Below are 24427 nucleotides of genomic sequence, written 5' to 3'. Positions count from 1 at the left end.
AGAGGAGAGGCAAAGATGAAGGTATCATACCAATGGTTATCTGAATACGTCGATCTGAGTGGAACGACACCCCAGGAGTTGGCTGAAAAGCTGACTCGCAGCGGGATTGAAGTAGACGCAGTTGAATCGCGCAACGCAGGTGTATCCGGTGTTGTGATCGGTTATGTAAAAGAACGCAGTAAGCACCCGGATGCAGACCGTCTCAACGTATGCGTCGTTGATGCAGGACAAGGAGAAGACCTGCAAATCGTGTGTGGAGCAGCGAACGTAGACAAGGGACAAAAAGTTCTCGTTGCCCTGATCGGTGCGAAGCTCCCAGATGGTCTGAACATCAAGCGTTCCAAGCTGCGCGGTGTAGAATCCCAAGGGATGATCTGCTCGGCAAAAGAATTGGGCTTAAACGACAAGCTTCTGGCAAAAGATCAGCAAGAAGGCATCATGGTCTTGCCAGCGGATGCGGAAATCGGAATGGATGCTATTTCGTACCTCGGCTTGGATGACTATGTGCTGGAATTGGGATTGACGCCGAACCGTTCGGATTGCTTGAGCATGCTGGGGGTTGCTTACGAGGTAGCCGCTATTTTGGGCAAAGAAGTGGTATTCCCGCAAATCGAGCTGACCGAAAATGGTGGCGAAAACCCGATCCAAGTCAAGATCGAAGCTACAAATGAAAGTTATCAATACCACGGTCGTCACTTCACCAACGCCAAAATCGCGACATCTCCGCAATGGATGAAAAATCGCCTGATGGCAGCGGGAATTCGTCCGATCAACAACGTGGTAGACGTGACCAACTATGTCCTGCTCGAGTACGGTCAGCCGCTGCATGCTTTCGATGCGACACAGGTAGTTGATCGCTCTATTGTCGTTCGACTGGCAAAAGAGGGCGAAAAGCTCGTGACATTGGACGATCAAGAGCGCACACTGGATGAGCAAACCTTGCTGATTGCCGACCAGACCAAAGGCTTGGCGATCGCAGGGGTAATGGGTGGAGCGAACTCCGAAATTACTGGCGAGACGAGCGAAATCATCCTCGAAGCAGCTTGGTTCACGCCAAAAACTGTACGTCGCACAGCTCGTATGCTCGGCATGCGTACAGAAGGCTGCGTACGTTGGGAAAAAGGCGTTGACCAAGCACGTGTGCAGGAAGCGGGAGAGCGCGCTGCTGCTCTGATTCAGCAATTGTCTGGGGCAACGGTATCCAAAGGAATCAGCTCTGCTGTTGTAAGCGAAGCTGCGCCTGCTGTTGTTTCCGTTACGCTTGCAAAAATCAATCAGCATCTCGGAACCGACATGTCGGCTTCTGAAGTATCGCCGATTTTCGAGCGTCTGCAATTCCCGTATGAAGTAGCGGGCGACAAATGGACGGTAACCGTTCCAACGAGACGTGGCGACATTACGCTGCCAGAGGATTTGGTGGAAGAGGTTGCACGTCTGTACGGCTACGACAACATTCCGACCAGCTTGCCTTCCGGTTCGACTACACAGGGACAGTTGACAAAAGAACAGCAATTGCGTCGTACCATCCGTCATCACCTGATCGGTACGGGCATGAATGAAGCGATTTCCTATGCACTGGTTCATCCAGATCGTGTCGAGGCAGTAGCGGGTCTGCATCAGGAAAAAGTAAACCCTGTTGCGCTCATGATGCCAATGAGTGAAGACCATAGCGTTCTGCGCACGAGCTTGATTCCTAGCCTCTTGGAAACAGTCGCTTACAATAAAAACCGCCAAAACCACGATGTTGCGATTTTCGAATTGGGCCGTGTGTTCTTGACGAAAGAAGAAACACTCACGCAGCTTCCGGAAGAGCGTCTGTATGTAGCGGGTGCATTGACTGGACAACTGCTCACACAAAACTGGATGGGTGCCAAGCAGCCTGTTGATTTCTTCCAGACCAAAGGGATTGTCGAATCACTCTTTGATCGTTTGGGTATCCAAGCTGCCGAGTACAAAGCGGTTCAGGACATCGCAGGTATGCACCCAGGACGTACCGCAGAAGTATGGGTAGGAGAAAAACGTCTGGGCTACCTGGGGCAAGTTCATCCGGGTACAGAAAAAGCGTATGATCTGTCCGAAACGTACGTATTCCAATTTGATGTAGCTGCTTTGATTGATGTGTCTGCCGAGGTAGGACATTACAATCAGTTGCCGAAGTCCCCAGCGGTAACGCGTGATTTGGCTCTCGTTGTGGATCGCAGTGTAGCTGCTGGTGCATTGGAAGCAACGATTCGTGAAGCGTCAGGAGAGCTGCTCGAGTCCGTAACCTTGTTCGATGTATACATGGGTGAACGTATTGCCCAAGATAAGAAGAGCATGGCATTTGCCCTCGTATTCCGTCACGCAGAGCGTACTTTGCAGGACGAAGAGATTCAACAAGTGACTACTGCTGTCATCGAAGCCTTGAAAAACAACACAGGCGCTGAACTGCGCATGTAAGATTGCTTGACGAAATCTGACATTTTCAGTAACCTAAAAAGGATAAAGTAGAGCAAAGGTCGCAGTAGGGAGGTACCTCTCGTGCAAGGTGATGGGAAAAATCGTTTGACGGTGGACATCTTTGGCCAACAATACCGGCTCAGTGGCAAGGCAAGTGTCAATCACATACGCATGGTGGCCGGTTTCGTTGATGACAAGATGAACGAAATCGCAAACGGCAACCATCGACTGGATACTGCCAAAATTGCCGTACTTTCTGCGGTCAATATCGCGGATGAATACTTCCGCTTGCGTCAGGAGTACGAAGAACTGCTGAAAATCATTCAGGAAGAGGCAAAGGCTAAACCGATAGATTAAGGAAAAGAGGGGCGCAATGCCTCTCTTTTCACGTTGTGGGTAAAAATGAGAAGAGCCACCCCGTCTTTGATGGGATGGCTCTTTGCTGCATTTTACCTATGTCTCCTGCTTGTTCCCGGCATCTCCATTGCGCATATCCATATGGGTTTTGATCGGGATAAACAAGTCGATGATCCCGATCACCAAGGAAGCCAGAAGCGCTCCAAGAATCGTTACGCGGAAGCCAGAGACGATGAACTGAGTGAGATAAATCACGACGGCGCTGACCAAGAAGCCGATAATACCACGATTGTACGGCGAAATTCGATCTCCGAAAATGGCTTCTACGGCCCAGCCAATCAGTGCGATGACAACGGCCGCGAACAGAGCTGTCCAAAAACTGCTAACCGAAAAGCCGGGGACCAGAAAGCCGACAAACATCAGGACTACGGCAGCGACGATAAAGCGGACGATATGGCGCATGATCGTCAAGTGTACTCCTCCTTTAGGGTTGTTTCACCTTTCATTCTCTCACGCAAAGAGTAGAACTATGCCTAACGAAAACGTGTAAAATTATCCTTCGCCGGTGGTGCCTGTCCGAAGCTATCCGTTGCCCAAGTTTTCTAAGCTCCGCTGCCATGTTATAATGGGGAGATATCGTAATGATTGCCGGTATAGACCGTCGCTCCCGCCCGCACGGTACAACGGTCGCCGCTGGATAAAGAAGGAGGAGCACAGTGGAACAACGCGTTTTAAAGACGTTAGAATACGATAAAATAGTCGCCCTGTTGATTGACAAGGCATCTTGCACATATGGTAAAGAAAAAGCATCAGAACTGATTCCTTTATTACGCTTGGATGAAGTCATTACCGCTCAGCAAGGGACTGAACAAGCAGCAACCGTGTTACGCCTAAAAGGCAGCGTGCCTCTCGGTGGCATTCGCGATATCCGCGGTCCTGTACAGCGCGCCAGATTGAACGCCATGCTCGCCCCGATGGAATTGCTGGATATCGCCAGCACCGTTATGGCCGGACGCAGGCTCAAAACGTTTTTGCTCGATATGTGTGAGGATCACGAGCTGCCATTATTGCAACAGGAGGCAGATCGTATTGAGGGCCTGCGCGAGTTGGAAACCGAAATTCGCCGCTGTATTGATGAAAATGGCGATATTTTGGACAGCGCGAGTCTTGAATTGCGACAGGTACGTCAGGAGATTAGACAGCTCGAGTCGCGCATTCGCGAAAAGCTCGATCAAATGACACGCTCGTCTACTTACCAAAAAATGCTGATGGAAAACATCGTTACGATTCGTGGCGATCGTTTCGTTATTCCGGTGAAGCAGGAGTATCGTTCTGTATTTGGCGGAATTGTTCACGATCAGTCGGCATCTGGGGCGACGCTCTTTATCGAACCGGAAGTGATCGTCGAGATGAACAACAAGCTTCGCGAGCTACGCCTGCGCGAGGAGCGTGAAGTGGAGCGCATTCTGTATGTGTTGACAGAGCAGGTATCCTTTGCGGTAGAAGCTTTGATCGAGAACACAGAAGCGCTGACAGAGCTCGATTTTATGTTTGCCAAGGCTCAGCTTGCCTGGAGCATGAAGGCGATTTGCCCACGCATCAATGATCGCGGATACGTAAACATGCGAAAAGCGCGTCATCCACTCATTCCACGAGAAGTTGTCGTTCCTGTAGATGTGGAGCTAGGTGGAGAGTATCAGGCGATTGTTGTGACAGGCCCGAATACAGGCGGAAAAACCGTTTCCCTCAAAACAATCGGACTGCTGTCCTTGATGACCATGGCAGGCTTGCATATTCCGGCAGAGGAAGAGAGCGAGATGACCGTATTCTCCTCCATTTTTGCCGATATCGGGGATGAGCAATCCATCGAGCAGAGCCTGTCTACATTCTCGAGCCATATGACCAATATTATTCAAATCTTGGCGAAAATGGACGACAAGAGCTTGGTTCTGTTTGACGAGCTAGGGGCAGGAACAGACCCGACAGAGGGTGCTGCTCTGGCCATGTCCATCATCGACCATGTGATTGATTCCGGCGCGAGATTGGTTGCTACGACTCACTACAGTGAATTGAAGGCGTATGCCTACGATAGACCCGAGGTCATCAACGCCAGCGTAGAATTTGATGTACAGACGCTGCGTCCTACTTACCGCTTGCTCATCGGGGTGCCTGGCAGATCCAACGCGTTTGCCATCGCAAGACGTCTGGGATTGCCGGAACACATCATTGATGTAGCGCGCGGCTCGATCAGTGAGGAAGACAATCAGGTCGAGAGCATGATTGCTTCGTTGGAGCGTAATCGCAAGTCAGCGGAAGCAGACAGTTTGGCGGCAAAAGCGGCACGCCAGGAAGCGGAAGAGCTGCGTAGACAGCTGGAAGAAGAGCGCGCGCAATTTGCTGAAGAGAAAAACAAACGAATGGAGCGAGCAGAGGACGAAGCGCGAATTGCTGTTCAACTCGCAAAAGAAGAAGCTGAAACGATCATTCGCGAGCTGCGCGAAATGATGGCAGAAGGCATGGAAATCAAGGAGCATCGTCTCATCGATGCGAAGAAGCGCTTGGGCAATGCCGTCCTTGAGTTGGAGAAGGAAAAGGTGAAGAAGCCGGCAAAAGCAGTTCGTGCCACACAGATCAAGGTGGGCGACGAGGTAATGGTGACGAGCTTCGGACAAAAAGGAACCGTGCTGGAAAAAGTAAACAATGAAGAATTCCTCGTGCAGATCGGGATCATGAAAATGAAAGTGAAGCGCGATGATATGCATGTACAAAACTCGATCCAGCAAAAACCACAAGCGGCTCCGTACACCTCTGTGAAGCGTCGCAGTGACAATATCAAGATGGATCTCGACTTGCGCGGCTACAACGTCGAAGACAGCATTCGGGAAATCGATCAGTTTTTAGATGATGCACTGTTGGCAGGCTTGCACTCGGTCTCCATTATTCACGGACATGGGACAGGGGTACTGCGCAAAGGCGTACACGAGTATTTGAGAAGTCATCGTAATGTAAAATCCTTCCGCTTGGGTGGTCAAGGAGAAGGCGGCGTAGGTGCTACCATTGCCGAATTGAAATAAGAGGTCGGGAGGGACATATGGAAAGCCTTCTACACAATCCATATTTTGCAACTGCAGCTTATTTTACTGTGTCTGGACTGGCGATGGTTTTATTCTTAGCCATTTTTGAACTAGTGACGCGTTATCGTGTATGGGAAGAATTGAAGCGTGGGAACATGGCCGTAGCAATGGCAACAGGCGGGAAAATTTTTGGGATCGCGAACATTTTCCGCTATTCCATTCAGGCGCATTTGTCTTTGGGCGAAGCGTTGATTTGGGCGACATTCGGATTTTTCCTGTTGTTGTCTGCGTACTTCATTTTTGAATTCATGACCCCTACATTTAATGTCGATCAGGAAATTGCAAAAGATAACAGGGCCATTGGTTTTATTGCGATGGTCCTGTCCATCGGTTTTTCGTATATCATAGGGGCATCCTTGCCTCGTTAGACGGGTTGAACGTTATTTCAAACGAGAGTATAATTTGATTTGGCGAAAGAGTACCAAACTATTCTGCCCAATCAAAGTCCTTTTTACGAAAAAGAGGACAAGCCAAGATTGTATGGGGGAGGAACAGCCTTGGAAACGTTGTACAAGGTCCTCATCGGATTGTGTGTGCTTTTTATCGCTGCAGGTGTTTACTACCTGTCCTAAAAAATGAGCAAGTTGGCCGCGTGACTTCTACAGTCATACGGACCTTACTTAGAGAATGTGAAAGAGGAGATACGCAATGACTCAACCTGTACGCGTAGCTGTTGTGGGATTGGGGTTTGTAGGCTTGCCGTTGGCGCTTACCTATGCCATGAAAGGAGCAAACGTCATCGGTATTGACGTCTTACCGCATGTCGTCGATGAGATCAATGCGGCACATTCCCATCACCTGGAGTCCTATCAGGGAAAAACGTTGCCAGAGATCCTCAAAGAGCAGATTGAAGCAAAACGTTTCCGTGCAACGTCCTCCTACGAGGAAGCTGCTGCGGAAGTCCATAACTATATTGTAACAGTCGGATTGCCTGTTCATAACGGCGATCCTGATCTCGGACCGCTGAAAAGCTGTGCACAGTCGCTCGGTCGTGTACTGAAAAAAGGCGATACCATCATGATCCGCAGTACCGTTGTACCAGGAACGACAGAAGATGTGATTCTGCCGATTTTGGAGGAAACAAGCGGTCTTGTTGCTGGTGTCGATTTCTACCTGACATACTGCTCGGAGCGAATTGCAGAAGGACGTGCTTTTGAAGAGTTCATCCATATGCCGCTCGTTCTGGGTGGCATCAATGAACAAAGCGCTGAAAAAGGAAAAGAGTTGTTGTCCTTCATCAGCGAGACGGACATCACGATCACGGATATCCGCGTAGTCGAGACAGCAAAAGTCATCGAGAACATCCAGCGTGATGTGAACATTGCGATGGTACAAGAATTCGCTCGTTTCTCCGAGGCATTCGGCATCGATACGTTCGAGTTGATCAAGGTTGCCAATACGCACACGCGTGTTAGCCTGTTATCGCCAGGACCGGGTGTAGGCGGCTTCTGCTTGCCGAATGCGCTGTACTACTTGCAGCCTAAGGCACGTGAATTGGAAGTAAACCTGCCGATTCTGCAACTGGCTCGCAACACGAATGATGCAGTACCTGAAGTGTTGATCGGCATGCTCGAGCAAGCCTTGAAGAATAATGGCAAGACATTGGCAGGAAGCCGCGTAGCTGTGTTGGGGATGGCAATGAAAGACTTTTCCAATGACGACCGCGTAAGCCCTGTCCACGACCTGATCAAGGTGCTCATGGCAAAAGGAGTAGACGTTCGTTCCTACGATCCGGCTGTTCCGACTGTGTATGATCACAAGGTTGACAGTCTGGACAAAGCAGTGAATGGAGCAGACGCGTTGTTCCTGACTGCTGTCCAAAAGGAATTTGCTGAGGCGGATTGGGCTAATGTTGCTGAAAAGATGGCTGATGCGCCGATCCTCTTCGATACGAAGAACCGCATCCCGCGTGACCTTGTTAGCAAGGCAACTGTGGTGCGCATTTAATTCTTGAACAAGTTCCACTGATTCGTACGAGAAAACCTCTCTAAACGCACGTAGAAGCGTTTGGAGAGGTTTTTTTTATAAAGTAGTGAACCATATTGAACGAGAGAGCCAATACAAGGTGTATACAATTTCAGGGGGCCCTCCGATGAATGATCAAATGTTAGAACTGTGGCTGGACCGTTTGCTTGATGGAGATCAAGAAGCTTTTGAGGTGATCTACAGCATGACGCGGACAAAAATTTACGGTACCGTAGCAGCCATGGTCACGAATAAAGAAGATGTTCATGATATTGTAAGCGAAATTTACTATCAGCTATGGAGATCACTGCCTGCCTATGATCGCAAGCGCCCGTTTCTTTTCTGGGTGAATGGGATTGTCATTAGACAGGTGAAAAACTGGCGTAGACAGATTTGGAGAAGATTCCGTCTGTTAGAACGAAAACAGAGCTTGGAAGAAGAGCAACATGTCGAAACGCCGGATGAGCCAATGCTTGCGATGGAGTCTGCCACAGAGATGCAGCAAGCAATCCAAAAGCTGCCGTTCAAGCTGCGGATCGTCGTCATTTATCGGTATTACTACGATTATACGTACGACCAGATAGCCGAATTGCTGCAAATACCTGTGGGGACAGCAAAATCGAGAAATCATCTAGCATTAAAGCGAATCCGCGAGTGGATTGACGTCGAATGGAATGAGGAGGAACTCCAAATATGTCTATCGAAAAAATCATAAAACAGTCACTCACCAAGCAAATGGACGAAACCACGATCCCTGATGAAATAGATCAGCGCGTCAGGCAGTCTTTTCATCGCTATCACGAAAAAAAGGAGACTGTAACGATGAAGAAAAAATTAGTTATGATGGGATTAGTTGCTGCTATTATACTGCCGACTGGAGTATATGCGGCTTTAAATGGAACCTCTTATTTTGCAGACAATCCAAAAGACTTGAACAGTTTGGTCGGTGAAGAGGTTAAGCGAGCAGCGGCAAAAGGGTTGTCCATTCCGATCGATCAAAAAATTACCGATCAGGGGATTACGATTCATTTTACGGAAGTGTATGCGGAAGAAAGCAAAGTTCTGCTGCACTATCGCATTGAACAACAAAATGGAGAACTGGTGCCTTTCGAATTCGATACGACAGGTTTAAATGTGGTAGGCGAAGCAAATGGCAATCCTGTGTACCAGGAAAAAGGCTTGGAAGGTACAAGTGTTCTAAACTTTATCGGGACCAAAGAGGATAATATGCCTTTCTACTTAACAGACGAGACCGGTAAGGAAGTAGAGGTGGGAATAGCCGATCATGACAAGCCAGAGGGCGTTCTTGCCTTCGTCACGCATGGAGTCAAGCTACCTCAGCCACTCACCTTGAAGATCGATGTGAACCGGATCGGCAAAACAAAGGGCAACTGGAAGGGACAATTTATTGTGGACCAGAGCAAAGCCAAAGAAGCAACAGAGGCTGCGAAGTAGGAGAAAAAAATTCGGTCATGTATAATAAGCCTCGTAAATGGCAATAGTAACCGAGGTAAGACAATATTTCAAATGTCATGTAAGGGTTACATGCTAGGAGGCAAAAATGGAACGTGGAAGAGTAAAGTGGTTCAACAGTGAAAAAGGTTTCGGTTTTATCGAGCGTGATGGTGGAGATGACGTATTCGTTCACTTCTCCGCTATTCAGGGCGAAGGGTACAAATCCTTGGACGAAGGACAAGAGGTTGAGTTTGACGTAGAAAACGGTCAACGCGGTCCTCAAGCGACGAACGTTCGGAGATTATAAAAGCTGAAACGACAAGCAGACTCAGGTGATGGGTCTGCTTTTTTATTTGGTTAAGAGGAGTAGCGGCAGTGGGGGAAAGAAGTGGCTTCATAAAACCAATTAATAAATGGAAAAAAAAGAAGAGAACGGAAGAACTGATTTCAGCCCTTCCGTTTCTCCCTTAGCTTTTTAAAAAAATTCAGCACCCGACGCCAGGTTCAGCATGGCGCGCATCGTTTTGTACATATCTTGCGGATTGGCTGCATTGTAATAAACAGTGTTTGTTGCTGTTTCATAGCGCGTGCCCGGGACAATTGCGGCCATCTCAGCTTGTCCTGCATGGGAGAATTCCATCGCCAGCTCTACAGGTACAGCTGTACGGAATGGTTGGATGTTGTTCCGGTTGCGCAAGGCATTGGCTGTCTTGCGCTTCAGTTCAGCGGTCGCTTCTTCACGCGAGAGACAGATAGCAGCTGTGCGGGATACAGCTTCCTTCACGATTGCTGTTTGAATGCCTGGAATCATTTCCTGTGCTTCGACGGCGATGAGATTATCACCAGACACCATGACAACAGGAACGTTGTGCATGCCCGCAATCGCGGCGTTAAAGCCGAACTCACCCACGACTTGTCCGTTGATATACATATTGTGAACTACACCGGACATCGTATGACTAAGTACGCCAGGAATCCCTTGGCGGGTATGATAGCCAATAAACATCGCTGCATCAAAGCTCTCATCGAGTCCCTGCATCATGGAAGAATCGCGTGGAGAACCTGCCAACAGTCTCGCTTTAGGATGGAGCTTTTCCCAGAGAATGTTGTTCATCGTGTTGTGACTGTCTGCTACAACAATTTCCGTTACGCCAGACTCAAGTGCAGCTTCAATAACCGCATTGGCATCGTCCGTCATAAACTGGCGGCCACGCTGATAGTTAACCCCCGAATCTGGGTTAATATAGCTCGTATCCACAATACCTGAAATACCTTCCATGTCTACCGAAAGAAATAGTTTCATCTCATTTTCACCCTTTCTGTCTGGTGCAGCTTGTTATACAAAATAGTTCCAATTCATATGTAACCAGATTGATCATGAGTAGGCAACCATAAAAACAGATTCTTCAAACAAATCATATGAAAAAGCACGATGCCCGCTGTTCGCGTTTCACCGTGCTTTTCGTCATTTCAGTAACGTACGATAAAGAACAACAATTTGTTCGGTCATGAGTTGAATGGTAAAAGTGGATTCTACTTTGTTCAGCGCGTTTTGCACCATGGTCTCACGCAACTGTGGTGAAGTCCATAGCCGTTCCATTGCTTGCGCCAACAAAGCGGGATTTCCCGGTTCTACGATTAGTCCCGTCTCGCCATCGAAAACAAACTCTTTCACACCGCCGACACTGCTTGCTACGACAGGAACCTCCGAAGCCATCGCCTCAATGATGGTATAACCTAGCCCTTCGTACAGAGAAGAGTGGACAAAGCCATCTAAGGCATGCAAGCACGCAGGAATATCTTGCCGAAATCCAGCGAAGCGAACATGCGATTCCAGCCCCAATTCTTTTACCTTGGCTTCGAGCGCAGCACGTTCAGAGCCGTCTCCAATCAACACGAGATAAGGGGCCTCTTTCTTGTCCGTCATAAGCGTATGAAAAGCATCGAGCAGAATCGGGAGACCTTTTACGGGAACAAAGCGAGCTGCTGTCCCGAACAAAAAGGCGTCCTCTGGTATGTTCCATTCCGCACGCAGTCGATTGCGGTCATTCGCTCGTAAATGGTTTTGCCGGTAAGGCTTCATGTCCATTCCGTTATAAATCACGCTAATGTCAGACGAACGAACACCCTGCCCCCGTAAAATATCGGCAATCGCACCACTGATCGCGATATAATGACGGTTCCAATGTCTCGTGCTCATTTCCATTATGCTGACAATGGCATAGGCCAAGGAGCTTGTATAATCATAACGGAGGGAGCTGTGAACAGTGGTCAGCAAAGGCACCTTCATACCGCGAGCTGCCAGTCGGGAAAAGAAATTAGCTTTAATCCCATGCGTATGGATGACCGCAGGTTGGAATGTGGAAAAGGCATTCCGCAGAGCCTGCAGCAATCGTAAGTCAAAACGTCCGAACTGATTCAGTGTAATGACTTGGATGCCTGATTCCCGCAATTTACTCGCGAATAGAGAATCATAGAAGCATACGACTGCGACATCTACTTCGTCGACAGGAAAAGTAGTGACCAAATTGAGAATATGTTGTTCAGCACCGCCAAATTCCCCCCCGCCAATCACGTGGAGGACTCGTAATTTGCTCATCTGAATTCACCCGAATCGTAATTAAAAAACCTCTTACTGAGGTATGTAAATGGAGGTACGACCGAATAGAGGCGGTGTACCGAAAAAATGAACGATCATTTATAAACAAAGCCATTTTCACTATAGCAGATGCCTGCTAGATTCGCAATAAGACAGCACTTATGGTATCGTTGATGATGGAAAATTGAAATGGAGAAGGACGGTTACGTAAATGAATACGCACAACGTGTTGATCATATGCTACATATTTCCTCCTATTGGTGGAGGCGGCGTGCCAAGACCGTTGAAAATGGCCAAATATTTGGGGGAGTTTGGCTGGAATGTCCATGTGCTAACAGTAGATCCTGCTTATCATGCGACGCTCGATCCATCCCTTTTGGCACAGCTGCCGAGTGATGTCACCATTCACCGAGCGAAGGAGTGGCAGCTGCTGCCGAATCGAGGGGGACAAGCCGCATCAGCTAGTGCCAATACAACGTCGACACCATCACAGCCTTCGTTCAAGGCGAAGGTAAAAAAACAGATCGTCAATGTGCTGAAAAAAGTAAAGCCATGCTTGTTGATTCCAGACGACCAAATCCTGTGGATGCCGAATGCGCTTAAGCTGGGGCGGGAAATTATGCGCCGTGAAAAGATTGACGTGATTTTTTCCACATCGGGACCAGTAACGAACCATTTGATTGCGAAAAAGCTTTCCCGTGAGTTTGACTGCAAATGGGTAGCGGATTTCCGTGATCCGTGGACGCAAAATATGCACACGTCTGGCATCGAATGGCGAGAGCGCATGGAAGAGCGAATGGAGGAGGCGGTGATGTCCCAAGCAGATGCGATCACGACCGTTACCGCGACCTTCGCCTATAATTTTCGCGAGAAGCACCAGGACCGCATCAAGCGGATGGAGCTGATCTACAATGGGTTTGATCAGGCTGATTTTCAAGGGTTGGCTGCCAGCCATGCTGCTCCGGACAAATTTCATGCGGTGTACGCAGGTATTTTGTATCAAAAGCGCAACCCACGCCTTCTCCTGCAAGCCATCCGGGAACTCATCGATGAAAAAGCAGTAGACCGAAATGCTCTCTTGCTCAGCTTTGCCGGGGTGTTCGATTATCCGGGGTATTCCGAAAATCGCGACTGTGTAGAAGCATTGGGGCTGGGTGACATCGTTCGTGTACTGGGGAACCTGCCGCATAAAGAAGCGCTCGGACTGATGAAAGGTGCTAATGCCCTCTTGCTGATCGGGGATGTGTCCGCTGACGCCGGAGCGTATATTCCGGGCAAGCTCTACGAATACATGGGGATCGGCAACCCGATTCTTGCTCTGAACAAAAGAGGCGAAGCGACAGAGATTATTGAAGATTTCCGTCTCGGTCAAGTAGCCGATCCAGAGCAAAAAGACGAGATCAAGCAAGCGTACCTGAAGCTGTATCAGGAGTGGAAAGCCCAAGGACAAACGGGTAGCGAGGAACGCGGAGCGGATTTTGCAGAGCGTGTGAAACCGTACGAGCGCCGTGAACAGGCGAAGCAATTGGCGCAATTGATGGATGAACTGGTAAAATAATTGTACAGTATAGCCCCGGAGCCATTGAAGGCTGCGGGGTTTTGTTCGTGACAGACATACTTCTTCTGCTTCAAAATAAAAGGACCTGACGATAATCGTCAGGTTCTGATTCGTACCTATCAGTCTGCTGCCACGCAAAGGTAGCAGACTTTTTTAGTACAGCAAATATTTTTCTACTTCTTCCGGTTCTTTGATGTGAATGCCACCCGTATCGCCGTATTTAAACAGGTTGAACATCACTTGCTGGTCCATCGTTCCGGCTTCAGGCAGCGGCAGGATGATCCATGTCTCGTACTGGTGGATCAGACGGTCTTTCTTGCCGAACCAGAATGTTGTTTTGATCGTGGATTCTTTCAAGATGTAATCCAGATCAGGACGATCTCCCAGTTGTTTTTTCAGTGGTTCAAACAGCGGGCTTTGGCTGTTTTTCAACCAATCAGCTCCGGTCATTTTCAATTGAAACGGAACGCTGACGACGCCAATTACTTTTTCCTCAGGCAATTGGACGGCCTGGTCCATGAAAGGCAGCCAGTCCTCGAAGCCTTTCAATACGTCGAAGGCAAGCGGCTCATCCGGAGCGGTTACAAACTGCTCATTTGCCTTGATGTAGCGCTTGTCGTGAATCCGATAGTACGAATACGGTTGGGCTGCGATGCGGGCATCCACATTGTAGCCTTTCCCGTTGATGACAGCTCCATTGAACATACTCGTTGTGGAGCGCGAGAGGATCGTATTTTTTACATGGCCCTTGTACCAGTAGGTCTGTGCCTCTTTATCCGTCTTGCCTTTTTCCAGAGCCGTTTTCAGCCACTCCGCACCTGATTCGGTTTGGACGGTGGTCGATTGATCTGGCTTCTGGTCAAAATTGGTGGTGGCAAAAGCCTTCGTCCCTGATTCATAGGTGCAGCCACCGAGCAGGGAGGCTGTGCAGATGGCAGCGAGCAGTGCCCATGCTTTCGTAGCTTTACGCATGGCGGAACCTCCTTACGACTCCGTACCCCAAGAGTCCCACGAATAGTGCGATTGTGAGTCCGAATACTGGAATGTTGTGCTGCTTGAACACCAGAATGCGATGTGTATTGTACATGTTCGCAACGATTTCGTTTTTCTTGTCGCCGTCGATGTCGCCGATTTGGACATTGATCAGCGGCATGTAAATGCGCCAGTTTTGTTTCAAGCCCTCTGGCGTGTAGTCATAGCCAGCCAAATAGCGAGTATCTGTGGTACTTACCCAGCTCTTTGCTTTGGCTATGATCTCAGGCTTTTCGTTGTTGCCGATGGTAGCGAAGTTAGAGAAGCGGAAGCTCTTGTCGCGATCTCCGCTAGCCCACAAAATCTCCCACGTGCCGTCTGGCTTCGGCTTCAAGATGTACGAAGGCTTTCCTGCAACGAGTAGTTCATCGACCTTGTCGTTGTCGATATCGGCAGGAATGAACTCGCCTGTTGCCAATTCAGCCTGTTTGCGTGTCAGTGTGTAAGATTCTGTCAGTGTGCCATCTGTCTCGACAGACAGTACGCTCAGGTGCTCGCCCATGACAACGAGTCCCTCGCGGCCATCTGGCAGCATCATGGTGGTCATCAGCTTCGTTGCTTTTGTCGTGCCGCCAAAAGGCTTGCCATCGTAGTTTCCTGTCAGCATACCATCCTTGATATGCAGATCCGTGTATTTCGAGCCGAGTGTTTGACGCAGGTCCATACTGCCTTCGTTTTCCGCCAGCAGGTTTGCGATGTTTTCCATATCGAGCATAAACGCACGATATGGTGCCGTTCCGATTTGCATCATGCCTTCCGCATATGGTTGGCGTTGTACATTCGGTACCAACTGACCGTCTTTCATCGTGTAATAAGGGAAGCCCGGGTAATCTGTCGGCAATTTTTCCTTGATGATCTCCAAGGTATCTGCCGGGATCTGGTCATTCGGCATCCGCACCATTTGGCCGTCTTTCCAGGTCAGGACGTAAAGAGAAACAGGTTCAGCCTGCAAATGACGCAGCTTCTCCGCCATTGCTTTTTTCTCTTCTTCCGTCTCTGGCTTTTCAATTTCTTCAGGCAGTGGAAGCTCCTCGGCATTGCCGTACGTGATGATCTCCATGCTGCCATCGCCATTGACGTCATGCAGCGTGAGCGGGAAGTAATCCACCCAATCTCCGTTGTATAAACGCTCAGATTCGTATTTCACGGTAAAGTTGCTCAGTGCAGTCAGTGTATCTCTGTTAAACGTCACATTCGCCAAGAGAGCGATCAGAACCAACGAGCCGACTGCACGCCAGTTGAGGCGCCCATACCATTTCACGAGAAGCGCAATCACGATGACTGCGATTGCTCCACCGATCAAGAGAGCAGCAGTCGTTTTCACATCGACGCGTGTTAGCGCACGATCCAAGAGCAAGAAGCCGATGGTAAACACCAACACCTGACGACGTTCAGAAGGATGCACCACAAAGTAGCAAAACGCCAGCAGCGGCAAGAATATGAGCAAGGCGATCCAGGTTAAATCAAGGAACGCAGGCTTGACGAGCAAATGGTAAATGAGAAACAGGGCAATGGCGTACAGAGCCCAGCTTATCGTTTGGAGAATAGGATTGCGGCGCATGCGTTCACCACCTTTTATTTTGTGTCTGGTCGACGAATAATGCGCACAGGAAGCCGCCAAACAGCCAGAAATAGAGGGCCATGAACGGCACCTCGAAAATGTTTTCCACGAGGTTATGCGTTGCTACCGCGATTAATCCACCCAGCAGTCCGAGAATCGCGAAAAAGTGCGGCGAGCCTTGGAGGTTGCGGATAAGTCCGGCACCATACTTGAACATGGTGAGTACAGTTCCGATTAACAGGATGATCCCGATCAGACCGTATTCAGCTAGACTTTTGAAGAAATAACTGTCTGAATAAATCGTTCCGAAATGGCGAGTAGCAACCGCTCCGCCGTGATGGCCGAGCCCAACACCGAACAGTGGCTCGATGCGCATTTTGTCATAGGCTTCTCCCCAGCGACCAACGCGTCCGCCTTGGCTGCTAGATTCGAAGTATTCAGGTGTAAAGAGTGTGAAAATGCGATCTTTTACTTTTCCGACAAGCGGAACAGAATCAGGAACGAAGAACAGGGCTACAAGCCCGATAATCCCTGCGATCACCAAGTATCCTGCGACTCGTTTGTTCCATATGTAGAAGCAAACAAATGCAGCAAAGGCAAGGGCAAACCAAGAACCGCGGGAACTTGTTAACAACATGGCGAGCAAAGTCGTCAGCGCAACGATGGCCCAAATCCATTTTTGCTTGCGATCCTTCGCCGTCATGAATAGACCAGCTGCAATCGGTGTAACCAACGCCATATAGCTGCCCAATACGTTCGGGCTCGTTACGAAGGAGAATGCACGCGTTGTAACTGCTTCCCCTTCCTGCACCCATGACTCAGGTGTTTTGACGCCTACGATGACTTGAAAGACACCATACAGTGCTGCTATGAAACCAACCAGCACAAGTCCCTTCATGAACTTGTCCAGGTCTTCCATCGACTTCAATAAATAGAAGCCCATGAAAAAGGCGAGGATGTACTGGTAGACGGAACGGAATCCTTCTACACTCGCTTCCCAGTTCGCCATGTCTGTCACCATGATGGCAACTCCTAAGACGAAAAGGGCTCCAAGCCAATGTTTGATTCCAGGCATCGTCCGATTTGACTGTAAAAACGCAACGAATGTAAACAGCATCAGAACGATGAGCAGTCCTTCATCCCACAAAGAAGATATGACTGGAATCGGTAGAATCTGTCGCAAGACGTAATCGATTACTGGATAGGCCAACAGCAAATACAACCAGGTAGTTGATTGGCTTCCCCACTTCAACACGGTTTCTCTCATTTTTATTGTAGTCCTCCTACAGGTAGGGATTAACCTACCTATTATAATGAATCTGACAACCCGGTAGCAAGCCGGGGGAAAGAGGTTGGTAGGAAAGGTAGAAATAAGATATGATAACTAGGGAGTTTTAGGGATAGAACCAAGCCTGGAACGTAGGGTTTCAAATAGGGATAGGAGATAAGTGGACATGAGTTTGTTAAAAATTGCTTCCATGATTGTCGTGCTGACTCTCGTTGGAAGGCTTCTAGGCTTTTTTCGCAGTGTGTATGTATCCAGCTTGTACGGCACTGGGATGGAGGCAGATGCGTTTAATATCGCGGCAACGATCCCGCTGACGCTGTTTTTGGTCATACCGGGAGCAGTCAATGCTGTACTGATTCCGACGATGCGAGGCATGATGGAAAAAGGAGAGCGGACGACTGACTTGTATCAGAAGATGCTCACGATGATTTTGGGTATATTCGTTACTCTGTCTATCTTAGGAGTTGTCTTTTCTTACGAGATTGCTGGGATGTTCGGACTGACAGGTGAGAAGCTGGAACTCACGGCTAGCATGCTGCAATGGATGTGGCCATCAGCTATTTTCATCGGGTTAACAGGGCTGTGGTCGAGTATTTGTAATGCTCACCAGCATTTCTTTACACCAACGCTTGGCACGGTAGTCAATGGAGCTTTGGTGATTGTCAGCATGTATGTGCTCGTTCCGATGTATGGTCCGATTGGACTTTCGATGGCTACGACAATCGGTTACTTGGCTGCACTGTTGCCGATTCTCCCGACTTTGCGCGGATTCGGCTATCAGCAGCGCTTCTCTTTCGCTTGGCGTGAGGACGCTGCTCTCAAAGGCATGGGCGAGCGCGTCATTCCGATTTTGATTGGTGCGGTTGTAGCTCAAGCCACAACCTTTTTGGAACGAGGCTTCGCAGAAGGACTCGGAACGGGTGTCGTTTCCGCTCTCGCCAATGCGAACCAGATCATGCAATTGCCTCTGGCTATTTTTGTCGGGGCGTTTACGTTGCCGTTATTCCCACTGTTGGCTAGTCATGTCAAGCGAGGGGAAATGACGGAGATGAAGCAAATCCTGCAAAAGGGACTTGCCTATCTCCTCATTTTGCTGTTGCCCGTGACGGTCGGACTTGCGCTATACGCAGAGCCTATTATCCGACTAGCTTTTGAGCGCGGTGCGTTCGATGAGCGTTCTGTCGCTTTGACAGCGTGGGCACTGCCGTTTTACGGTGTGGGACTATTCTTTTTAGCGTCGAGAGACTTGCTGACTCGCGCCTTTTATGCACTGGAAAACACGAAGACACCCGTTATTATCGGGGCGATCGGGATCGGTGTGTATGCTCTTGCCAACTGGTTGCTTATTCCATTGCTTGGTCATGGCGGAATTGCCCTGGCTAATGCAGTTTCAGCTATCAGTCAAGCGCTCCTGCTGTTTGTTTTGCTATGGAGGGCGGTAGGCAGCCCTGTACGAGCGAATTTCCTCATGACTGCCGGGAAAACCATTTTGGGCTGCGCAGTTATGGCCGGTGCTATTTTGCTCGTCGATCCATGGTTATCCGCATGGCCTGTCTGGTTGTATTTGCCGCTAGGAATTATTGGTGCTGCTCTTTTATATCTCGTGGTGCTCATTTTGGTTCGCGAGCCACTTGTATCAGAGCTGCTGCAAAAAGTACGCAAGCGGTCTACTCCAGCGGGAGGGCGCTCGTAAGCGGGAATTCCCGGATTGCATAACGAGTCTTACCCGAGCTTGCAGGGGGAATGGTTTCCACGTAAGAAACTTGGATGCTCACTTGACCTAACGCCGAGCGAATTCCTGCCAAAAGCTTGGCTTCATCGGCAGGCAAAAAACGTTCCGGCTCCTTCACCAGTCTCAGGCTCAGTCGCTCCGGGTCATGCTGGACGATCTGGAAGGTGCGGAAGCTGTCCATATTGCGCACGATGTGATTAAAATAATGTCCGTGTACGTACCGGCCGTTTAACGATAGGAACATGTCGTCTTCTCTGCCATCGATCGTAGCAAGCAGTGGAAAAGGGAGATTGCATGAGCAGGCTGAATCAGAAAGCGCGACGACATCTCCTAATTGGTAGCGTAGGCGAGGCATGACGGTATTGTGCAGGTCTGTGATAAGCAGTGCTCCTGGGTGCCCTTTGTAGACGGGAATATGCGTAATGGGATCGACTACCTCCAAATAACAGTTCCCTGAAAAGGCATGCATGCTCCCAGCCTTGCATTGATAGGCGATAATTCCGCCGTCACGGGCGCCGTATTCATTCACAACAGGCGCATCAAAAGCTTGGGCAATCGTTTGCCGCTGGTGTTCGTGCAGGCTTTCTGCTGTAGAGACCACGGCTTTGAGCGGGATTCCGAGTGTCATGCCACGTCGTAACATCATCGTGGCGAGCGCATAAAGTGCGGAGGCGTAGCCGTATAAATAGGCTGGTTGGAAATTCCGGATGAGGCGCAGGTTTGTTTCTACATGTCTTTCGTCCAGTTCATAGGCAGAAATCATCATGCGGTTTTTCAACCAGCGCTCCTTCCAGCGGTAGCGGCGAGCTTGCTGGGCGTTTAATTCGAGTGGCGAACCCCAAATCATCACACATGGGTCACCTATGCGAATGCCGTACCAGGATAGCCCCAACCAGCGCGCAGCTTCATATCGCTCGACAGTTGGACGATCGAGATAAAAATGGGTAGGCTCACCTGTGGAGCCTCCTGTACGATTTCCAATGAGCCCGCTTGTTTGTAGGCCTTGGCTCATATATTGATCAGCGTTTTGCCGAAAGTGTGCTTTGGTCAGAACAGGAATACGCTGCAAAAAGCGTTCAGGCATCTCGCGCATTTTGCTCCAGTCTGGGGCGAAGGCAGTGTAGGCCGGTACGTTTTGAATCGCATGATCGAGTAGCTTCACCAGCTTTTCTCGCTGCTGCACGTTAAGCTCTTCGGCAGATAGATGCTGAGCTGCTTGCAATTCTTTCATATAAGGACGGATGCGATTTCCTTTCAAAGCCTCCATTAACGGCCACTGTACATGGCGGATCAAAAATTCGGTTGTGGGCATAATATCCCCTCCTACTCACAGATCACACAGGCTGACGATTAAAAAAAATCAATGGAATCTGTTTTTCACCAGTATTCCTGCGAAATTCCATCGATATACCTGTTTGCTGGAAGAGGGAAATGATAGTAGGATAGAGAGTGGGTTCATGTCGATTGGTGCTGCCCCACGGGTGTCCAGTCAAAGAGACGAATAAAGGAGTTACCCATGTTGAAAAAAAGTCATTTTCTCGCGGGAGCGTTGATCTTAGCCATAGCGGGGATTTTGTCAAAAGTTATCGGGATGTTTTATCGGATTCCGCTTCAGGAGATTGTGGGCGACAGAGGTCTCGGACTCTATCAGGAAGTATATCCTCTCTACCTGACCTTTCTCATATTGGCGACAGCAGGTGTGCCAGTAGCGTTGTCGAGGGTGATTGCAGAGGCATTGGCTGAAGGAAAGCAAGGCTCTATTGGACAAATTTTGGCCCGTAGCATGGTCATGATGGGCGCCATCGGACTTGTCTTGTTTGCACTCCTGTACGCAAGCTCCCCACTCATCGCAAAGCTCATGGGGAATCCGCATTTGATTGAGCCAATTCGGGCGATTTCCATGTCGCTGCTGTTCGTTCCCTTGATTGCGGTTATTCGCGGCTTTTTCTACGGCCATCAAAAAATGTTGTTTGTCGGGCTCTCGCAAATCGTAGAGCAGACGTTGCGTGTCGTATTTATTTTGGTAGCTTCCCTGTATCTCGTGTCACTCGGTGAAGATACGGATACGGTGATTACCGGAGTCAACTTCGGTACGATGATCAGTACATTTTTAAGTCTCGGGTTTCTAGCGTTACTCATGTGGCTCCACAACCGGAAAAATTCCGTATTTAGCGGGGCGGAGTGGGGACGCCTTACTTGGTGGTATGATCGTGCCTTCTTCGCCTCGATGTGGCGAATTGCCTGGCCGATTTGTGTCAGCGCCTTGGTTATCCCGATTTTCAGCCTGACCGATTCCTTCCTGGCGATTAACATCTTCCGCTATATATGGAATGTGGACGGCTTGACGGCGGATACGTGGTTTGGCATTTACAGCAGGGGAGGACCACTTCTGCAAATGGCGAGCTTGTTCGGATCGTCGATTGCCCTCTCGATCGTGCCTGCTATTGCCGAAGCAATCAGACAAAAGGATCAGGAACGGATTACGACCTTGACCAAGCTCTCACTGCGCTTTGCTTGGCTAATCGGCTTACCTGCAGGTCTTGGACTGACAGCTGTAGCTGAAGGGGCGAATCTGGCGTTGTATGGGGATATGGAAGGCACGCGTGCAATGGCGATTTTAGGCATCACGGCGATCCCGCTTTCCTTGTTGCTTGCTACAAACGGTATTTTGCAAGGGATCGGCAAAGAAAAAATCCCTGCGCGGCATCTGCTGTATGGTGTCATTGTAAAAGTACTGGCGACACTCGTGTTTACTTCGATGTTCGGCATGGACGGCTTGTCCCTGTCATGGCTGGTTGCTACTGCATTTGTCTGCGTACTCAATATGCGAGTCATCAACCGTTACGTATCGATTCCGATAAACTGGCGCTTTGATACCATTTATCCGTTACTGGTGGCTAACCTCATGCTGCTTCTGGCTTGGGGAGCGACTGAGGTAGTAGATTTCCTATTCAGGGGAAGAGAACCAGTGCGCATTTTGGGAGCGATAGAGACCGTCGCTGGAGTCGGTGTAGGACTTGTTGTCTACTTGGGGCTGCTTATTATCATTCCACTCATTGAGGATAAGGAGCTGGACTGGCTGCCAGGCGGAAACAAGCTGCGCGTCTTTATTCAATTCATTCGGAAGAAACAGGATTCCTTGTTAAAGTCCAATACGAATAACGATTGACAAAATCGAAAAAACCCCTTTCTCCACAAACGGAGGAAGGGGTTTTTTTGTGTTCTTGCTTATTTCGTTTTTTGATAAACACAGACGACCATTTTGACGAAAAATTCACGGGTAGCAGGTAAGTTCGCTAAGGTCTGTAACTGATTGCGCAACGGAATTTCTCGCTGGTAAACCGCAGGCTGCACCACGCCTTGTTGAATTTTTCGAAACCGTTTGATCGTCATGCGATTGATGTACGAGATCGTATCTCTGCCATCAGGAAGCTTGTCGAAACGAAAAGCAATCCGGTCAGAACCGTCTGGCAAGTCGCGGACTAGCTTTTTGTAGGCATCAATCAAGGCTTGCTCCGAGAAGAGAGCATGCACCCAAGGAATGCCGATCGCATCTGACAAATGAGCACCGTATGGATGATAATACGGCGGAAAATTGATATAGAGGTGACCTCCAGGCTTCAATACCCGAAAGCATTCCTCCAGCGTCTTTTCCGGTTCGCCTACGTGTTCCATCGCGTCATTCATGATGATCGTATCGAACGTGTTGTCCGGGAAGTCCATTCTCGCGGCATCACCAGTCATGAAGGAGACAAGATGATCCAGTCCTTTTTTCTTCGCGAATTCATTTCCTTCCTCCGCGTAGTGGGGGACGATGTCGATGCCGATCATTTTTTTAGGACCATAGGTGGCGTAATAACAGGTTTTTCCCCCGCCGCCACAGCCGATGTCCAAAACCGTTTGGTCACGGAACATTTGCTCCTGTGAATGGAAGGGGAGGAAAAACTGAATGGTTTGATCCCCTTTTTGAAATTGCCATTCGGTATAGCTCATTTCCCCGTTGTTTGCCAGGTTAAAAGGGTGAACGGGGAGAGGAAATAATCGATTTAAACCAAGTAACACTTGTGAAGAAAAGGACATGATGTCCTCCTTTCCAGGTCAGCCTTATTTACGCAGCGCTTGTAGAACAAGTTCACTGCTTTTGGAAGCTTCGATCGCTAACAGATGGGAATGCTTCGTTACCACATCAATTTCGTGATCGAGGTTGTCCAGTTTTTCAGCGAGCAAGGTCAAAAGTGTAGTTTCATCGAGTGCAGTAATATGACCAGCATTGGGCATTCCAGCGCGTTCTACGAATCGATCAATTTTCGGATCGTAGGAGATGCCGATAAAAGGGATTCGCAGCATGCACGCAAGAATAAGCGAGTGAAGCCGCATACCAACGACGTAGTTGCATTGCTTCAGTACCGACATAATGTCATGAAAAGTAACAGGCGCATCGAGAAGACGTGCTCCTGGTTGGCTCATCTGGTCCATGATTTCCTGGGACGGTGCCAAATCACTAGGGACATGCATCGGCAGAAAGAGAACATTCCATCCGCGCATGATAAACCAATCTGCTGCTAGGGCTATCTTCTGTTTGAATTGCTGTTCCTGCTTCCAGTCCCGGACAGAGATGGCGACTAAAGGCTTGGAAGGATCATCAAACATACCATAGAGCAGCTCTTTTCCCCGTTGATCAGCAATATCGTCTGGGGATATCGTCAGAGCAGGGTCAGCTGTTATATAGATAGGGGCTTTTTTTACGCCGCAGGCTTTGAAGTCCTCCCCTGATTCGTAGTCGCGAACCGTGATGATGTTGACGTGATTCACCACGCGTTTAATCATCGTGCGACTGAGCGATTTGAGGATGGGGCCAAATCCTTGTGCGTAAAAGACCACGGGTTTACCTAAAAGCTTGGCAATGGTGACGATGCCCAAATAGTAGAGGACACTGCGCGGACTAGTTACATCCTGCATCAGTGTACCGCCGCCCATCACCAGCATGTCACTTCGCGAAAGCTCGCGGACGATGGTTCCAAAGCTCCAGCGGTTATAGGCTTCAATCCCAAACAATTCCGCAGTCCGATCAGGCTGATTGGACAAGACGGCGAGAGAGATATTTGGTTGTTCCCGCTTAAGAGAGCTGATGATGCCGTACAGGACCACATCGTCTCCGGCATTATTAAAGCCGTAGTACCCGGAGATGAGAATTCGCGACATGGAGTGAACCTTCTTTCTATATCAAACGTACAGGAAAAATACATTCTCAAGTATAATCGAGTAAACAAGGGGAAGTAAAGCAACCACAGTAGAAAACTTCACGCC

General features: G+C 49.1%; 20 protein-coding genes. 11 read left to right on the top strand and 9 right to left on the bottom strand.

The genetic code is table 11. The features are described from left to right. Window positions 1-15: 15 nt before the first annotated feature. The gene (gene pheT, locus ACM6JA_RS27205; RefSeq protein ID WP_414854891.1) at window positions 16-2439 is read left to right on the top strand and encodes a phenylalanine--tRNA ligase subunit beta; all 2424 of its coding nucleotides are present in this window, start codon (window positions 16-18) and stop codon (window positions 2437-2439) included. Between the two features lie 81 nt (window positions 2440-2520). Continuing rightward, complete coding sequence (gene zapA, locus ACM6JA_RS27200; protein ID WP_007728510.1) at window positions 2521-2796, top strand: cell division protein ZapA; 276 nt, start codon at window positions 2521-2523, stop codon at window positions 2794-2796. Window positions 2797-2892: 96 nt separating this feature from the next. On the opposite strand, the gene ACM6JA_RS27195 is transcribed toward zapA, so the two are convergent. Continuing rightward, window positions 2893-3267: a phage holin family protein gene (locus tag ACM6JA_RS27195; protein WP_017251059.1), complete on the bottom strand. Its 375-nt coding sequence runs from the start codon at window positions 3265-3267 to the stop codon at window positions 2893-2895. A 245-nt stretch (window positions 3268-3512) separates the two neighbouring features. Between ACM6JA_RS27195 and ACM6JA_RS27190 the strand changes: the two genes are divergently transcribed. The 6 genes from ACM6JA_RS27190 (at window position 3513) to ACM6JA_RS27165 (ending at window position 9657) form a co-directional block, all read left to right on the top strand. Beyond that, window positions 3513-5870, top strand: a complete 2358-nt coding sequence (locus tag ACM6JA_RS27190; protein WP_414854890.1) for an endonuclease MutS2 — start codon at window positions 3513-3515, stop codon at window positions 5868-5870. Window positions 5871-5887: 17 nt separating this feature from the next. Further along, complete coding sequence (locus ACM6JA_RS27185) at window positions 5888-6298, top strand: DUF350 domain-containing protein (RefSeq protein WP_007728502.1); 411 nt, start codon at window positions 5888-5890, stop codon at window positions 6296-6298. 280 nt (window positions 6299-6578) lie between these two features. Further along, window positions 6579-7877 (top strand): nucleotide sugar dehydrogenase, encoded by a 1299-nt coding sequence (locus ACM6JA_RS27180; protein WP_414854889.1) that lies wholly within the window; start codon window positions 6579-6581, stop codon window positions 7875-7877. Between the two features lie 145 nt (window positions 7878-8022). After that, window positions 8023-8610 (top strand): sigma-70 family RNA polymerase sigma factor, encoded by a 588-nt coding sequence (locus ACM6JA_RS27175; protein ID WP_414854888.1) that lies wholly within the window; start codon window positions 8023-8025, stop codon window positions 8608-8610. Next, window positions 8589-9350: a DUF4179 domain-containing protein gene (locus tag ACM6JA_RS27170; protein ID WP_414854887.1), complete on the top strand. Its 762-nt coding sequence runs from the start codon at window positions 8589-8591 to the stop codon at window positions 9348-9350. The genes ACM6JA_RS27175 and ACM6JA_RS27170 overlap by 22 nt, the downstream gene beginning before the upstream one ends. 106 nt (window positions 9351-9456) lie before the next feature. After that, a complete protein-coding gene (locus ACM6JA_RS27165; protein WP_007728493.1) occupies window positions 9457-9657 on the top strand; it encodes a cold-shock protein in 201 nt (66 codons plus the stop codon). Between the two features lie 168 nt (window positions 9658-9825). On the opposite strand, the gene ACM6JA_RS27160 is transcribed toward ACM6JA_RS27165, so the two are convergent. Continuing rightward, complete coding sequence (locus ACM6JA_RS27160) at window positions 9826-10653, bottom strand: M55 family metallopeptidase (RefSeq protein ID WP_414854886.1); 828 nt, start codon at window positions 10651-10653, stop codon at window positions 9826-9828. A gap of 162 nt (window positions 10654-10815) precedes the next feature. Continuing rightward, window positions 10816-11949, bottom strand: a complete 1134-nt coding sequence (locus ACM6JA_RS27155; RefSeq protein ID WP_414854885.1) for a glycosyltransferase — start codon at window positions 11947-11949, stop codon at window positions 10816-10818. Between the two features lie 211 nt (window positions 11950-12160). Between ACM6JA_RS27155 and ACM6JA_RS27150 the strand changes: the two genes are divergently transcribed. Then, the gene (locus tag ACM6JA_RS27150; RefSeq protein WP_414854884.1) at window positions 12161-13507 is read left to right on the top strand and encodes a glycosyltransferase family 4 protein; all 1347 of its coding nucleotides are present in this window, start codon (window positions 12161-12163) and stop codon (window positions 13505-13507) included. A gap of 153 nt (window positions 13508-13660) precedes the next feature. On the opposite strand, the gene ACM6JA_RS27145 is transcribed toward ACM6JA_RS27150, so the two are convergent. From ACM6JA_RS27145 to ACM6JA_RS27135, 3 genes are read right to left on the bottom strand one after another with little or no spacing between them, the layout of a single operon-like run. Then, a complete protein-coding gene (locus ACM6JA_RS27145; RefSeq protein ID WP_414854882.1) occupies window positions 13661-14479 on the bottom strand; it encodes a hypothetical protein in 819 nt (272 codons plus the stop codon). Continuing rightward, window positions 14472-16100, bottom strand: a complete 1629-nt coding sequence (locus ACM6JA_RS27140) for a hypothetical protein (protein ID WP_414854881.1) — start codon at window positions 16098-16100, stop codon at window positions 14472-14474. The genes ACM6JA_RS27145 and ACM6JA_RS27140 overlap by 8 nt, the downstream gene beginning before the upstream one ends. A 4-nt stretch (window positions 16101-16104) precedes the next feature. Then, window positions 16105-17367, bottom strand: coding sequence for an O-antigen ligase family protein (locus ACM6JA_RS27135; protein ID WP_414854880.1), 1263 nt, complete (start codon window positions 17365-17367; stop codon window positions 16105-16107). 187 nt (window positions 17368-17554) lie between these two features. Between ACM6JA_RS27135 and murJ the strand changes: the two genes are divergently transcribed. Further along, window positions 17555-19081, top strand: a complete 1527-nt coding sequence (gene murJ, locus ACM6JA_RS27130; protein WP_414854879.1) for a murein biosynthesis integral membrane protein MurJ — start codon at window positions 17555-17557, stop codon at window positions 19079-19081. Here the strand turns inward: murJ and ACM6JA_RS27125 are convergent. Beyond that, window positions 19056-20432: a phenylacetate--CoA ligase family protein gene (locus ACM6JA_RS27125; RefSeq protein WP_414854878.1), complete on the bottom strand. Its 1377-nt coding sequence runs from the start codon at window positions 20430-20432 to the stop codon at window positions 19056-19058. The two genes, murJ and ACM6JA_RS27125, sit on opposite strands and share 26 nt — an antisense overlap. A gap of 204 nt (window positions 20433-20636) precedes the next feature. Here ACM6JA_RS27125 and ACM6JA_RS27120 point away from each other — a divergent pair, with 204 nt between their 5' ends. Next, the gene (locus ACM6JA_RS27120) at window positions 20637-22289 is read left to right on the top strand and encodes a putative polysaccharide biosynthesis protein (protein WP_414854877.1); all 1653 of its coding nucleotides are present in this window, start codon (window positions 20637-20639) and stop codon (window positions 22287-22289) included. 59 nt (window positions 22290-22348) lie between these two features. Here the strand turns inward: ACM6JA_RS27120 and ACM6JA_RS27115 are convergent, their stop codons facing one another. Continuing rightward, window positions 22349-23200: a class I SAM-dependent methyltransferase gene (locus ACM6JA_RS27115; protein WP_414854876.1), complete on the bottom strand. Its 852-nt coding sequence runs from the start codon at window positions 23198-23200 to the stop codon at window positions 22349-22351. 24 nt (window positions 23201-23224) lie between these two features. After that, window positions 23225-24322 (bottom strand): polysaccharide pyruvyl transferase CsaB, encoded by a 1098-nt coding sequence (csaB, locus tag ACM6JA_RS27110; RefSeq protein WP_414854875.1) that lies wholly within the window; start codon window positions 24320-24322, stop codon window positions 23225-23227. Window positions 24323-24427 lie beyond the last annotated feature (105 nt).

It is taken from the genome of Brevibacillus sp. IT-7CA2 (assembly GCF_949767855.1).
Taxonomy (GTDB): domain Bacteria; phylum Bacillota; class Bacilli; order Brevibacillales; family Brevibacillaceae; genus Brevibacillus.
Note: the sequence above shows the minus strand (reverse complement) of the source record. Positions and strands in the feature narration are given on the sequence as shown.